The 12,589-nt window shown below is 61.2% G+C and carries 14 protein-coding genes; 8 read left to right on the top strand and 6 right to left on the bottom strand.

The window, feature by feature from the left end:
- The first annotated feature begins 21 nt into the window (after window positions 1-21).
- A complete protein-coding gene (locus AC3WWR_RS08135) occupies window positions 22-1,062 on the top strand; it encodes an Ldh family oxidoreductase (RefSeq protein ID WP_020797179.1) in 1,041 nt (346 codons plus the stop codon).
- 84 nt (window positions 1,063-1,146) lie between these two features.
- On the opposite strand, the gene AC3WWR_RS08130 is transcribed toward AC3WWR_RS08135, so the two are convergent.
- Window positions 1,147-1,464 carry an ElaB/YgaM/YqjD family protein gene (locus AC3WWR_RS08130; RefSeq protein ID WP_020797178.1) on the bottom strand — a complete coding sequence of 106 codons (318 nt, stop codon included), beginning with the start codon at window positions 1,462-1,464 and terminating at the stop codon, window positions 1,147-1,149.
- 164 nt (window positions 1,465-1,628) lie between these two features.
- Here AC3WWR_RS08130 and AC3WWR_RS08125 point away from each other — a divergent pair, with 164 nt between their 5' ends.
- The gene (locus AC3WWR_RS08125; RefSeq protein ID WP_008061409.1) at window positions 1,629-1,880 is read left to right on the top strand and encodes a hypothetical protein; all 252 of its coding nucleotides are present in this window, start codon (window positions 1,629-1,631) and stop codon (window positions 1,878-1,880) included.
- A 120-nt stretch (window positions 1,881-2,000) separates the two neighbouring features.
- On the opposite strand, the gene AC3WWR_RS08120 is transcribed toward AC3WWR_RS08125, so the two are convergent.
- Window positions 2,001-2,909, bottom strand: coding sequence for a LysR family transcriptional regulator (locus tag AC3WWR_RS08120; protein WP_083349179.1), 909 nt, complete (start codon window positions 2,907-2,909; stop codon window positions 2,001-2,003).
- Between the two features lie 84 nt (window positions 2,910-2,993).
- Between AC3WWR_RS08120 and AC3WWR_RS08115 the strand changes: the two genes are divergently transcribed.
- A complete protein-coding gene (locus AC3WWR_RS08115; RefSeq protein ID WP_179055670.1) occupies window positions 2,994-3,917 on the top strand; it encodes a carbon-nitrogen hydrolase family protein in 924 nt (307 codons plus the stop codon).
- Here AC3WWR_RS08115 and AC3WWR_RS08110 read toward each other — a convergent pair.
- Window positions 3,907-5,334, bottom strand: a complete 1,428-nt coding sequence (locus AC3WWR_RS08110) for a nucleobase:cation symporter-2 family protein (RefSeq protein WP_020797175.1) — start codon at window positions 5,332-5,334, stop codon at window positions 3,907-3,909. The genes AC3WWR_RS08115 and AC3WWR_RS08110 overlap by 11 nt on opposite strands.
- Window positions 5,335-5,523: 189 nt before the next feature.
- Window positions 5,524-6,417 (bottom strand): LysR family transcriptional regulator, encoded by an 894-nt coding sequence (locus AC3WWR_RS08105; protein ID WP_492598633.1) that lies wholly within the window; start codon window positions 6,415-6,417, stop codon window positions 5,524-5,526.
- A 101-nt stretch (window positions 6,418-6,518) separates the two neighbouring features.
- Between AC3WWR_RS08105 and AC3WWR_RS08100 the strand changes: the two genes are divergently transcribed.
- Together AC3WWR_RS08100 and speB are read left to right on the top strand one after the other, a co-directional pair.
- Window positions 6,519-7,610, top strand: a complete 1,092-nt coding sequence (locus tag AC3WWR_RS08100; protein ID WP_492598632.1) for a polyamine ABC transporter substrate-binding protein — start codon at window positions 6,519-6,521, stop codon at window positions 7,608-7,610.
- A 13-nt stretch (window positions 7,611-7,623) separates the two neighbouring features.
- Window positions 7,624-8,583: an agmatinase gene (gene speB, locus AC3WWR_RS08095; RefSeq protein ID WP_083349175.1), complete on the top strand. Its 960-nt coding sequence runs from the start codon at window positions 7,624-7,626 to the stop codon at window positions 8,581-8,583.
- 24 nt (window positions 8,584-8,607) lie between these two features.
- On the opposite strand, the gene AC3WWR_RS08090 is transcribed toward speB, so the two are convergent.
- Entirely contained in the window at window positions 8,608-9,660 is a 1,053-nt protein-coding gene (locus AC3WWR_RS08090) for an aldo/keto reductase (protein ID WP_168758225.1), read from the bottom strand.
- Between the two features lie 168 nt (window positions 9,661-9,828).
- Between AC3WWR_RS08090 and zapE the strand changes: the two genes are divergently transcribed.
- The 3 genes from zapE (at window position 9,829) to AC3WWR_RS08075 (ending at window position 12,177) form a co-directional block, all read left to right on the top strand.
- Entirely contained in the window at window positions 9,829-10,947 is a 1,119-nt protein-coding gene (zapE, locus tag AC3WWR_RS08085; RefSeq protein WP_033042471.1) for a cell division protein ZapE, read from the top strand.
- An 18-nt stretch (window positions 10,948-10,965) separates the two neighbouring features.
- Window positions 10,966-11,547 carry a DinB family protein gene (locus tag AC3WWR_RS08080; protein ID WP_033042461.1) on the top strand — a complete coding sequence of 194 codons (582 nt, stop codon included), beginning with the start codon at window positions 10,966-10,968 and terminating at the stop codon, window positions 11,545-11,547.
- A gap of 138 nt (window positions 11,548-11,685) precedes the next feature.
- The gene (locus AC3WWR_RS08075) at window positions 11,686-12,177 is read left to right on the top strand and encodes a GNAT family N-acetyltransferase (protein ID WP_492598631.1); all 492 of its coding nucleotides are present in this window, start codon (window positions 11,686-11,688) and stop codon (window positions 12,175-12,177) included.
- Window positions 12,178-12,309: 132 nt separating this feature from the next.
- On the opposite strand, the gene AC3WWR_RS08070 is transcribed toward AC3WWR_RS08075, so the two are convergent.
- A complete protein-coding gene (locus tag AC3WWR_RS08070) occupies window positions 12,310-12,525 on the bottom strand; it encodes a hypothetical protein (RefSeq protein WP_020797165.1) in 216 nt (71 codons plus the stop codon).
- Between the last annotated feature and the right edge of the window lie 64 nt (window positions 12,526-12,589).

The raw sequence follows: 12,589 nt of genomic DNA, 5'->3' as shown, positions 1-12,589 counted from the left end.
ACAATAAAACTGGAGCTTCAGATGACCGCTTCGCCTGAAATGGCAGTCAGTTCGGCCAACTCAACCCTGGATTTCGATTCTCTCGTCCTGTTGCTCGAACGCATTTTCGTTCGGCACGGCACCTCCAACGAGGTTGCCAGGACACTGGCCCTCAACTGCGCCGGTGCCGAGCGCGATGGTGCCCACAGTCATGGCGTGTTCCGCATGCCCGGTTATGTGTCCACGCTCAAGAGCGGCTGGGTCAATGGCCAGGCCGTGCCTGTGGTCGAGGACGTGGCCTCGGGTTTTGTCCGGGTGGATGCCGGCAATGGTTTCGCCCAACCGGCGCTCGCCGCCGCACGCGCCTTGCTGGTGGAAAAGGCTCGCAGTGCCGGCATTGCGGTGTTGGCGATTCGTAACTCCCATCACTTCGCGGCGTTGTGGCCGGACGTCGAGCCGTTCGCCTATGAAGGGCTGGTGGCGTTGAGCGTGGTCAACAGCATGACCTGCGTGGTGCCACACGGCGCCGATCGCCCACTGTTCGGCACCAACCCGATTGCCTTCGCCGCCCCACGGGCAGACGGTGAGCCAATTGTCTTCGACCTGGCTACCAGCGCCATTGCCCATGGCGATGTGCAGATCGCCGCGCGCAAGGGCGAACGTTTGCCGCAGGGCATGGGCGTCGACAGCCTTGGCCAGCCGACCCAGGACCCGCAGGCAATTCTGGAGGGAGGCGCGTTGCTGCCGTTTGGTGGCCATAAAGGTTCGGCGCTGTCGATGATGGTGGAGCTCTTGGCGGCGGCGTTGACCGGCGGCAACTTCTCGTTCGAGTTCGACTGGAAGAACCACCCGGGGGCCAAGACTCCGTGGACCGGCCAACTGTTGATCGTTATCGATCCGGCCAAGGCGGCCGGGCAGAGCTTTGCCGAGCGCAGCCAGGAGTTGGTGCGGCAGATGCACGGTGTGGGGCTCAAGCGGTTACCGGGTGATCGGCGTCATCATCAGCGCGCCAAGTCCAGTGCGGGCGGCATCCAGCTCGATGCGGATACGCTGGCGAATTTGCGGGAATTGGCTGGCGACTAGATATTGAAATGTGGACTTGTGGGAGCGAGCAAGCCCGCTCCCACAAGGAATGCATTTCATTTTGAGGTTGTTTGTCGGTAGTGCTTACCGTCGCCCCAACAACAAGCCCACGACCAACCCAAAACCTGCGGAAATGGCCACGGTCTGCCATGGGTGCCCACCTATGTAGGTTTGTGTGGCTTCGACCGCCGGCAGGGTCCGAGCGCGGACGCTGGTAACGGAGTCCCGTGCCTGTTGGAGTTTCTGGGAGATTTGTCCACGAAGCGTGTCCGCTTCTTCACCGACCAGTGACGCACTGCTCTTGAGCAGTTTTTCCGACTCTTCGATCAGCGACTGAAGTTCGCTGAAAGCCTGGTCCTTGATCTGGTCTTCGGCAGCTTGTGCGGCGGTTTTGCGGGCCATTGGGTGACTCCTTGCAGGTAATGGACAGTGAACAATGGAGTCCGCCGCGATAGAAAAAGTTGCAGTGACATTGCGTGCGGACGCCATCCTGTTGAAAAATCCAGCGCAGGACATTTCTTCCTACAGTGTAAGATGTAGCCTATTTACGCAGCAGGTAATTTCCCATGAGTTTCAATCTGGCCGACAAACCCCTTGCCGAGCGCGCAGCGCTGGAAGACGAGAAATCCCGTCTGTTCGAACTCTGGCAAAACAACCTGGGCAAGGCCAAGGGCGAAGCCGCACGTCTGTTCGGTGAGCGCGCCAAGCGCAAGGGCAAATGGGCCGAGTGGGTGCGCGCCGAGCTGGATGGCATGTCGCCACCGGAGTTCTCGAACATGGTGCGAAGTGAAGTCAATCGGCTGATGGCCGCCAAATAATTTCTCGCGGCTGTACCCGATCTACTGTAGGAGCGAGCAAGCTCGCGATGGACGTCAACGATAACGAGGGCTTTCTGGGAGACCACGCTGTCCAGACGTTTTTCGCGAGCGTGCTCGCTCCTACAGGAAGCTGGCGGCAATCGCTTCACGCACCTTCACGACTACGGGATCGAGCTGGGTGCTGGTGCGCCAACCCATTTCGATCGGGTAGCGCGGCAACGCCAGGGGGCAGGGCAGTAGTGCCAGGCCGCTGAGCGTGGCGATGCTTCGGGCGGCATGGGCCGGAATGGTCGCCACCGCCTGGCTGCCCTTGAGCAGATATGGCAACGCGGCGAAATGCGTGGTCGAAGCGCACACCCGGCGGCTAAGGCCCAGTGCGGCCAATCCTTCGTCAGTGATCCCGATAAAGCCACCCGATGACACCAGGATATGTTCACGGGTGACGAACTCTTCAAGCTCGATGGTTTGCTGTCCCGCGGCGAGACTCATCGGGTCGACCAGGCACAGGTAATCGCCTTCACCCAATACCTGGCGACTGAGCAACCGCTCGGCAAACCCACCGGCCGTGATTGCCAGATCGATGCTGCGCTCCATCAAGGCGTGGGCGACGATCTGACTGTGGGTCTGGCGGAAGATCAGCCTCAGTTTCGGCGCGCAACGGGCGATTTCCTCGATCAAACGGCGACCGTAGGCGATTTCGAAATCATCCGACATGCCCACTGTGACCGAGCGCCCTTCGTAGTGATGGGCCGCCGGGTCAACCATCGCCAGGCTTTGCCGGCATTTGTTCAGCGCGTCGCTGACCACCGGCTTCAACTGATTAGCCTTGAGCGTCGGCGCCAGGCCGCGGCCGGTGCGCACAAACAACTGATCGCCATACAGCTCGCGCAGCCGGCGCAATGCCGCGCTTACCGCCGACTGCGTGACGCCCAGGCGCAACGCCGCGCGGCTGGCGCTGGACTCTTCGTGCAAGGCTTCGAAAACTTTGAGCAAGTTGAGGTCGACGGTGGCGATATTCATCAGGTTCATATCATTCAGCAGTGAACAGGGCTTTATTCATGATCCGGTAGCGCCTGAGAATGAGCAACACCCGATTCGAATGGAGTTACGGCAATGCCCAAGTCAATCGTTGCAGCACTGCAAATCGGCGCTCTACCCGGCGGCAAGGCCGAGACCCTGGAGCAGATTCTCTCGTACGAAAATGCCATCCTTGAAGCCGGTGCGGCGTTGGTGGTCATGCCCGAAGCGTTGCTGGGTGGTTACCCGAAGGGCGAGGGGTTCGGCACGCAACTGGGTTACCGACTGCCGGAAGGCCGGGAAGCATTTGCCCGATATTTCGCCAACGCCATCGATGTGCCTGGCGCGGAAACCGAAGCGCTGGCGGGGCTGTCGGCGCGCACCGGGGCCAATCTGGTCATTGGTGTGATCGAGCGCGCTGGCAGCACCTTGTACTGCACCGCGCTGTATTTCGATCCGCAGGCTGGACTGGTCGCCAAACACCGAAAGCTGATGCCCACGGGCACCGAACGGCTGATCTGGGGCAAGGGTGATGGCTCGACCTTACCGGTGATCGACAGCCAGGCAGGGCGGATCGGCGCGGTGGTGTGCTGGGAAAACATGATGCCGCTGTTGCGCACCGCGATGTACGCCAAAGGCGTGGAGGTGTGGTGCGCACCCACGGTGGACGAGCGGGAGATGTGGCAGGTGAGCATGCGCCACATCGCCCATGAAGGGCGTTGCTTCGTGGTCAGCGCCTGTCAGGTCCAGGACTCACCGCAGGCCCTGGGCGTGGAGATCCCCCATTGGCCGGCGGACCGTCCGTTGATTGCCGGTGGCAGCGTGATCGTCGGGCCGATGGGGGACATACTCGCCGGGCCGCTGCGGGGAGGGCGCGGATTACTCACCGCCCAAATCGACACCGACGACCTGATCCGCGCGCGTTACGACTATGACGTCGTCGGTCATTACGCGCGCCCCGACGTGTTCGAGTTGACCGTGGATGAGCGTGCCAAACCCGGCGTCAGGTTCAACACTTGACCGGCACCTCCGGGTTTTCCATGACCTGGAGGATCGAGGCTTCCGGATCGAAATCGTCTTCTTCCAGCTCGATGAATTCCTCGGGCAGGAAGATGTTCAGCACGATAGCGCACAACGCGCCGACGGTAATCGGCGATTCGAAGATGTTATGCAGCGCCTTGGGTAGCTCGCGCAACACTTCCGGCACGGCCGCCACACCCAGGCCCATGCCGATGGAAATCGCCACGATCAGCATGTTGCGTCGATGCAAACCGGCTTCGGCGAGGATCTTGATCCCGGCCACGGCGACGGTGCCGAACATCACCAGCTCAGCACCGCCGAGCACCGGCTTGGGCATTAGCTGCAGCACGGCGCCGATCATCGGGAACAGCCCCAGCAGCACCAACAGGCCGGCAATGAAAAACGCCACGTAGCGGCTGGCCACGCCGGTCAGCTGGATCACCCCGTTGTTCTGCGCGAAGGTCACCATCGGCATGCTGTTGAACACCGCGGCCATGGCTGAGTTGAGGCCGTCGGCGAGCAGCCCGGATTTGATTCGGCGAATGTAGACCGGGCCTTTGACCGGTTGACGGGAAATCATCGAGTTGGCGGTCAGGTCACCGGCCGCTTCCAGCGGCGACACCAGGAAAATTACCGCCACCGGGACGAACGCCACCCAGTCGAAGGCAAAGCCATACTTGAACGGTACCGGCACGCTCATCAGCGGCACGGCCGGCAAGCTGGTGAAATCGACGTGGCCCAGCATCCAGGCGACGGCGTAGCCGAGGGTCAGGCCGATGACAATCGCACCCAGGCGCAGGAACGGCACGTCCACCCGGTTCAATATCACGATGGTGCCGAGCACCAGGGCTGCCAGGCCCAGGTGACTGGCCGCGCCGAGGTCGGGGGCGCCGAAGCCGCCAGCGATGTCGGTCATGGCGACCTTGATCAACGACAGGCCCATCAGGGTGATGATGGTGCCGGTCACGACCGGGGTGATCAGCATCCGCAGCTTGCCGATGAACTGGCTCAACACCACTTCGATGAAGGCGGCGAAGAAGCACACGCCGAAGATCGTCGAAAGGATTTCATCGGTGCCGCCGCCTCGGGCCTTGACCATGAAACCGGCACTGAGGATGACGCTGATGAACGAGAAACTGGTGCCTTGCAGGCACAACAGGCCCGAGCCCACCGGACCGAAGCGCCGCGCCTGGACGAAAGTGCCCAGGCCCGAGACGAACAGCGCCATGCTGATCAGGTAGGGGATTTCGCTCTGCAAGCCCAGGGCACTGCCCATGATCAGTGTCGGGGTAATGATCCCGACGAAGCTGGCGAGCACGTGCTGCAGCGCGGCGAACACCGTGGCGGTGAGGTGCGGGCGGTCGTCGAGGCCGTAGAGCAGGTCACTGTGGCGCGGGGTTTTTTCAGGGGAAGTCATGGTGGTTTATGTGCCGGGAGGCGGGGCCGGGTCAGAAAATGGAGGCGCAGGATGCCAGAAAGACTTTGAAACAGAAACTCGGGATTGTCCCAATCCCGTAGTGAGGGCATTCATCTGTGGTGGGTGGATTTATCTGTGGCGAGGGGATTTATCCCCTCGCCACGGATACATACCCAAGGCACAGAGTGTTCAGGCAAACGCCGCGAGCAGGTCCTCTTCAAACGCCTTCTGCGCATCCCCCGGTACCTGCGCGCGATGGCGAGCAAGGTGAAACGCCACCTCGAAACTCAAGTCGTCGCGACGTACTGGACGCAGCAAGCCCTTGCCCTCCCAGCTGCGGGCGAAATGACTGGGCAGATATCCCACATGCTTGCCAGACAGGATAAAGGCGAGGGTGCCTTCGACCTGCTCGGAGCGCGCCGAGCAGACCTTGCCTTGAAAGGGTTCGTCGCTGCGCAGGAAGCGGTAGGGGTGATCGACCCGGTCGCATGCCTGGAGCGCCTGGTCATCCGGCGCCTCGTCGGTGAACAAGGGATGGCCAACGGCGCAATACAGGTGCTGGGTTTCGGTAAACAGCTCGCGGTAGTCAAACGCGCCCTGGATCTGCGAGAAATAGCCGATGGCCAGGTCCAGCCGCTGCTGCAACAGCAAGCGCTCCATGTCGCCGGGCATGGCGCTCATCAACTCGATGCGCACCGATTCGTCACGCTCGCGAAAGCGCCGGATCGCTTCGGCCACCCGCTGCAGCACCGATTGGTCGAGCGCTTCGGACAAGCCCAGGCGCACCTCGCCGATCAAGCGCCCGGCCACGCCGTTGGATTGGTGACGAAACGCCTCGATGGACTGGAACAGGCTGCGCGTCGCGCCAAGCAATTGTTCGCCTTTGGGCGTGATCCGAAAGCCACCCTTGCCACGGCTGCACAAGCGATAGCCGAGACGGGTCTCCAGCCTGGCCATTTGCTGGCTGATGCTCGACTGGCTCAGGCCCAGTTCACCCTGGGCTGCGCTGAAGCCACCGCACTCGACCACGCTGACAAACAGGCGCAGCAATTGAAGGTCCAGGTCATGCAGTTGACCGAGCATCAAACATTACTCCGGGATAATGTCAGGTTAACAATCTTTATATTTTACCAATGTAATCGACGACGCATCCTGCATCCACTTCCCCCGGTCAGGTGTTGGTCATGAATTGCCTATTCAAGCTGTGTGTTCCCGCGCTGTTCCTTGCCATGGCCACCGCGGCTCAGGCCGAGGACAAAGTCGTCAATCTGTACAGTTGGGCCGATTACGTCGCGCCCGAAACCCTGCAGCGCTTTGAACAGGAAACCGGTATTCACGTGCGCTACGACACGTTTGACGCGCCGGAAGTGCTGGAAACCAAATTGCTCACCGGCGGCAGTGGCTATGACGTGGTGGTGCCGTCGTCCAGTGTCCTGGCCCGTGGCCTGGCGGCCGGTGCGTTGCAAGCCATCGCCCACGAAGGCTTGAAGGGCTACGCCAATCTTGATCCGGACTTGCTGGAGAAACTCGCTGCGGTTGATCCCGGCAATCAATTCGGCGTGCCTTACACTTGGGGCACCCTGGGGTGGGGGATGAATATCGAGGCGCTGCACAAACGCCTGCCGAACGTGCCGCTCAACAGCCTGGACCTGCTGTTCAAACCCGAGTACGCCAGCAAGCTCAAGGACTGCGGCATTGCGATCATCGACTCGCCGCAGGAAGTGATCGGCCTGGCATTGCATTACCTGGGCAAGGACCCCTACAGCACCGACAAGAAAGATCTCGACGCGGCGCAAGCGCTGCTGCATCAACTACAGCCTTCGGTGCTGTATGTCGCAAGCGGCCGGCAGATCAACGACCTGGCCAACGGCAGCGTCTGCCTGGCCCTGGCTTACAACGGTGATGCCAGCATGGCTGCCGATCAGGCGCGCAAAGCCAACAAGCCCTATGAAATCGCCTATCGGATTCCCAAGGAAGGCACCCTGGTTTGGCAGGACAACCTGGCGATCCCCAAGGATGCGCCACACCCGGAAGCCGCGCGCCAATTCATCGAATTCATGTTGCGCCCCGAGTCCGTCGCCGCGCTTACCAACACACTGTTCTTCGCCACCGCCAACCAGGCCGCGACGCCGCTGGTCGACGAGGCGGTGCGCAGCGACCCGGACATATTTCCACCCGCCGACATCCGTCAGCGCCTGTACGCCGACCGCAGCATGAACCTCAAGGACATGCGCCAGCGTACCCGCGTGTGGACCACTTTCCGTAGCCGCCAATAACAAGGAACCTTCAATGGACGTCCCCCTGCAGAACGACCAGGCCATCACCCGTGACAGCCTTTATGGAACCGCCGCCGAAAGCACCTATGCCGGCATCACAAGTTTCATGCGTCGACGCTACAGCCGCGACTTGCGCGGCGTCGACGTCGCGGTCAGCGGCGTGCCGTTCGACACCGCGACCAGCAACCGCCCCGGCGCCCGCTTCGGACCCCGGGGAATCCGTGCCGCGTCCACCGGGATCGCCTGGGAGCGCCACTGGCCGTGGACCTTCGACCCATTCGATCATCTGGCGGTGGTCGACTTCGGTGACTGCGACTTCGACTACGGTTCGCCGCAGTCGACCCCCGAACGTATCGAAGCCCATGCCGAGCACATCCTCGATGCGGGCAGTGCCATGCTGACCTTCGGCGGCGACCATTTCATCACCTATCCGCTGCTCAAGGCCCATGCGCGCAAGCATGGTGCGCTGTCGCTGATTCACTTCGACGCTCACAGCGATACCTGGCCGGACGAAGAGGGCAAGCGCATCGACCACGGCACCATGTTCTGGCATGCGGCCAAGGAAGGACTGGTCGATCCGTCACGTTCGGTGCAGATCGGTTTACGCACCACCAACGATGATCACCAGGGCTTTGCGGTGCTGGACGCGCGGCAGGTGCACCGGCGTGGCGTCGATGCGATCGTCGAGGCCATTCGTGCAAGGGTCGGCGACAACCCGGTGTACCTGACGTTCGACATCGATTGTCTCGACCCGGCGTTCGCACCGGGCACCGGCACCCCGGTGTGTGGCGGCTTGAGTACCGTGCAGGCGCTGGAAATCCTCGGCGGCTTGCGCGGGATCAACCTGGTGGGCATGGATGTGGTGGAGGTGGCGCCGGCCTACGACAATGCGGACATCACTTCATTGGCGGCGGCGACGCTGGCGATGGAGATGCTGTGCCTGTATGCGGCGAAACATAAGCTCGATCTGTAACACACGCTCCTACAGGGGGCGGTGTCAGGCCACCGGAATTTTCGGTAGATCCAGGGTTACACCCCCGCTGAACCGCGCGAACGACCCGGCTATGGATTCGTGCGGCACGCCCTTGGGCACATCACTGACCCCGTCGAGCCGCGCCAGATGCTCTTCGTCCAGTTCTACGTTCAACGCCCCCAGGGTTGCATCCAGTTGTTCACGGGTGCGCGAGCCCAGGATCGGAATCAGCGTGGTGGTCGAGCGCCTGGCTTGTTCGCGCAACCAGGCAATGGCCACGTGGGTGGGGCTCGCGCCCAGCTCCGTGGCGACGGCCAGCAGGGTATCGAGCAGGGCGGTCTCGCGGGCGCTTTTCTCGGCGTGAACCAACATCCCCAGTTTGCTGGCGCGGTTGTCGCCATCGCCAGTGCGGTATTTGCCGGTGAGAAAACCTCCTCCCAGCGGTGACCACAGGGTCGCGGCCAGGCCCAGGGCTTCAGCCATGGGCAGTTGTTCGCGTTCGGCGCTGCGTTCGGCCAGGCTGTACTCGACCTGGATCGCAGCAATCGGCGCAAAACCGCGCACTTCGGCCAACAGGTCGGCGCGGGCGATGCGCCACGCCGGAAAGTTCGACAGCCCGGCGTAATGGATCTTGCCGGCGCGCACCAGGTCGTCGAAACCGCGCAGGATCTCTTCCATCGGCGTCACGCCGTCGCTCATGTGTGCCCAGAACAGGTCCAGGTGATCGGTTTTCAGCCGCTTCAAGCTCTCTTCAACGGCGCGAACCATATTCTTGCGGTTATTACCGGTGTGGGAAATGCCGGCGTCCGGCGTCGTGCCCAGCGTGTATTTACTGGCGATGACCAGATGGTTGCGTTCGACTGCAATGAATTCGCTGAGCATGGCTTCCGACTGGCCCGCTTGGTAGCCGTTGGCGGTGTCGATGAAATTACCGCCCGCGGCGAGGTAACCATCAAAGATCCGCTTGGCTTCTTCGCGCTCGGCACCATGACCCCAGCCGGTGCCAAAGTTGCCGGCACCCAACGCCAGTTCGGAAACCCGCAAGCCGGTTTTACGGCCGAAAACTTTGTAATGCATGGGGGAGACTCCTGAGGGACCGTTCGAATAATTTATATGTTATGTGTCATCTATTAAATATGATGCCAATCATATTTTCCGTCAAGGCGTATTTTCCTTTAGCGAAAAGCACACAAACGGCGTGAGATTTCACAGATGACGCTGTCGACGGGTGGCATACTGCCGCGCATGAATGTCGACTCTCCCCTCAGTGCCTGGCAGCACGCGATCGAACAGAAGGGTTTCGTCCAGGACGAAGCTCAGGAACATGCCGTCTGGGCTCTGCAAAAGTGCCATGAAGCGCTTCATGAAGGCCGCAGGCCGATGATGGGCGTGTACCTCTGGGGTCCGGTCGGGCGTGGCAAGACCTGGTTGATGGACCAGTTCTACCAGAACCTGCGGGTGCCGGCCCGGCGTCAGCATTTCCACCATTTCATGGGTTGGGTGCACCAGCGTTCATTCCAGCTGACCGGTACCGCCGACCCATTGAAGGCCTTGGCCCGCGAACTCAGCGAAGAAGTGCGGGTACTGTGCTTTGACGAATTGTTCGTCAATGACATCGGCGACGCGATCATCCTCGGGCGCCTGTTCCAGGTGATGTTTGAACAGGGCGTGGTGGTGGTCTGCACCTCCAACCTGCCACCGGACCAGTTGTACGCCGACGGTTTCAACCGCGATCGCTTCACGCCGGCCATCGCCGCGATCAAGCAGCACATGCAAGTGATCGCGGTGGACGGCGGCGAAGACCATCGCCTGCATCCGGGGCAGGGCTTGCAACGTTACTGGGTGGCGGCGCCCGGTCAGCCCAGTGCACTGGCAGACGTATTCAAGGTACTGACCCTGGGCCAAGCGGTTTCCAGCGCGCCGATCAAGGTCGGCTACCGTTCGCTGGAAGTGGTTCAGGCCAGCCAGAGCGTGCTTTGGTGCCGTTATGCCGACCTCTGCGAGCAGCCCTTTGCCGCGATGGATTTCATGACCCTGTGCGACACCTTCAGCGCTATTCTTCTAGGTGACGTGCCCAACCTCAGCGCGCAAAAGCGCGCCGGGCGCATTGCCCGGGGCACTGAGGACGGGGTCGAGCGCGTGGTGGCAGGCGACCGGGAATTGCCGCAGTTGTCGGTGCACGATGATGGCGTACGGCGTTTCATCGCGCTGGTGGACGAGTGTTACGACCGTAAAGTGCCGCTGTACCTCGAAGCCCAGGTGCCCATGGACGCGCTTTACACTGAGGGCTACCTGGAATTTCCGTTCCGCCGCACCCTCAGTCGCCTGCAGGAAATGCAGCTGCAACGTTTTGCCGAGGCGTGAATTCCAGGAGGCGTGAACATGAATCAACCTCTGTCACACCATTTGTTGACCATGGCCTATCAGAATGCCTGGGCCAATCACCGGTTGGCCAAGGCCTGGTGTCAGTTGAGCCAGGAGGCGTTGGCGGCCCCCCGGGTCAGCTTCTTTCCCAGTATCATCGCAACCCTCAACCACATCCTGACCTGCGACTGGTTTTACGTGGATGCCCTTGAGCGCGAGTTGCGCGGTGACGACCCTCATCCTGATTGCTACGTGTTCTTCAAGGACGACGAGCCGTTTACCCAGGCCGTCGACCTCAAGCGCGAACAGGCGCAGGTCGACCGGCGATTGATCGCCTACTGCGAACAAATGCGCGACGTCGACCTCGGCAAGATCGTGACCATTGCCCGGGATACACCGCAATACGACAGCCGCCTGCGCCTGCTGTCGCATCTTTTCGAGCATCAGATTCATCATCGCGGGCAGGTGCACGCGATGTTCAGTGGGACTTCGGTGAAGCCGCCGCAGCTGGACGAGTTTTTCTGTGCCGGCGAGTCGCACCTGCGGGCTGAGGATTTTGCCGAGCTGGGATGGACCGAAGCGTTGATCTGGGGGCATTGAAATCAAAAGATCGCAGCCTCTGCAGGCGCTGCCGAAGGCTGCGGCCTTTTGATCTTGCAACACACATGACGCTCAGGATAGGGTCGCACTCCGATGCCAATTACGCACCGGTACTACTTTATGTGATCGAGGATGGAAATGGATTCCGCAGAAATTCTTGTGCTTCAAGCCAGCTATACCAATCCGGTACATGCCGAGGCGATCTGCCTGGTATTGAACAGTTACGCCGAAGATCCAATGGGGGGTGGTCACTCCCTGCCTGCCACAGTACTGGAACATCTGCCGGCTGAATTGGCCAAGCGCCCCCATGCGTTCAGCGTGCTGGCCTTCGTGGGCGGCGAGCCGGCCGGGTTGATCAATTGCTTTGAAGGGTTTTCGACGTTTGCCTGCCGGCCGTTAGTCAACGTGCACGACTTGGCGGTGGTGCCGAAGTTTCGCGGCTTGGGTCTGAGCCAGCGGATGCTGCACAAGGTCGAGGACATCGCTCGCCAGCGCGGCTGCTGCAAGATCACCCTTGAGGTGCTGGAAGGCAATGGGCCGGCGCAGGCGTCCTACACCAAGTTCGGCTTTGCCCCGGGAGAGTTCGATCCGGCGCACGGGCGCATGATGTTCTGGATCAAGCCGCTTTAATCCCCCTGTGTAGGAGCGAGCATGCTCGCGATGGACTCAAGGACAACGAGGGGTATCTGGTGCCCCGCGTCATCGTTGACCACCATCGCGAGCATGCTCGCTCCTACAGAAAGACAGACAGTCAGAGGTCAATCATTTCGGCCTATAGGACTCGGTCATTTGCGCGGTTTGATCGTCCGGCACTCGCAGTTCCTTCGCCTGGCCTGGCGTGATGTTGCCCAGCGCCACTTGCTGGTTGTAGTGCAACGTCTCGTAGTAGTAGCGCATGCGTTCGGCGCCGCCTTCGGCAAAGGCGCTGGCGGAGCCTAACGTCATCAGGACTGCGAGGATCAACGTGGATCTTTTCATGGTGTGCCTCCCACTTACAGATGTCGGATGCCTTTCGTCCATGAGTCAATGAATCAAAGTCGAA

It is taken from the genome of Pseudomonas sp. EB271-G4-1 (genome assembly GCF_058791355.1).
This window is presented reverse-complemented; position numbering and strand designations above follow the sequence as displayed.

Bases quoted from the DNA above. Each gene is read 5' to 3' on its own strand.
- AC3WWR_RS08135 (WP_020797179.1), top strand. From the start codon at position 22: ATGACCGCTTCGCCTGAAATGGCAGTCAGTTCGGCCAACTCAACCCTG.
- AC3WWR_RS08130 (WP_020797178.1), bottom strand. From the start codon at position 1,464: ATGGCCCGCAAAACCGCCGCACAAGCTGCCGAAGACCAGATCAAGGAC.
- AC3WWR_RS08125 (WP_008061409.1), top strand. From the start codon at position 1,629: ATGAGTTTCAATCTGGCCGACAAACCCCTTGCCGAGCGCGCAGCGCTG.
- AC3WWR_RS08120 (WP_083349179.1), bottom strand. From the start codon at position 2,909: ATGAACCTGATGAATATCGCCACCGTCGACCTCAACTTGCTCAAAGTT.
- AC3WWR_RS08115 (WP_179055670.1), top strand. From the start codon at position 2,994: ATGCCCAAGTCAATCGTTGCAGCACTGCAAATCGGCGCTCTACCCGGC.
- AC3WWR_RS08110 (WP_020797175.1), bottom strand. From the start codon at position 5,334: ATGACTTCCCCTGAAAAAACCCCGCGCCACAGTGACCTGCTCTACGGC.
- AC3WWR_RS08105 (WP_492598633.1), bottom strand. From the start codon at position 6,417: ATGCTCGGTCAACTGCATGACCTGGACCTTCAATTGCTGCGCCTGTTT.
- AC3WWR_RS08100 (WP_492598632.1), top strand. From the start codon at position 6,519: ATGAATTGCCTATTCAAGCTGTGTGTTCCCGCGCTGTTCCTTGCCATG.
- speB (WP_083349175.1), top strand. From the start codon at position 7,624: ATGGACGTCCCCCTGCAGAACGACCAGGCCATCACCCGTGACAGCCTT.
- AC3WWR_RS08090 (WP_168758225.1), bottom strand. From the start codon at position 9,660: ATGCATTACAAAGTTTTCGGCCGTAAAACCGGCTTGCGGGTTTCCGAA.
- zapE (WP_033042471.1), top strand. From the start codon at position 9,829: ATGAATGTCGACTCTCCCCTCAGTGCCTGGCAGCACGCGATCGAACAG.
- AC3WWR_RS08080 (WP_033042461.1), top strand. From the start codon at position 10,966: ATGAATCAACCTCTGTCACACCATTTGTTGACCATGGCCTATCAGAAT.
- AC3WWR_RS08075 (WP_492598631.1), top strand. From the start codon at position 11,686: ATGGATTCCGCAGAAATTCTTGTGCTTCAAGCCAGCTATACCAATCCG.
- AC3WWR_RS08070 (WP_020797165.1), bottom strand. From the start codon at position 12,525: ATGAAAAGATCCACGTTGATCCTCGCAGTCCTGATGACGTTAGGCTCC.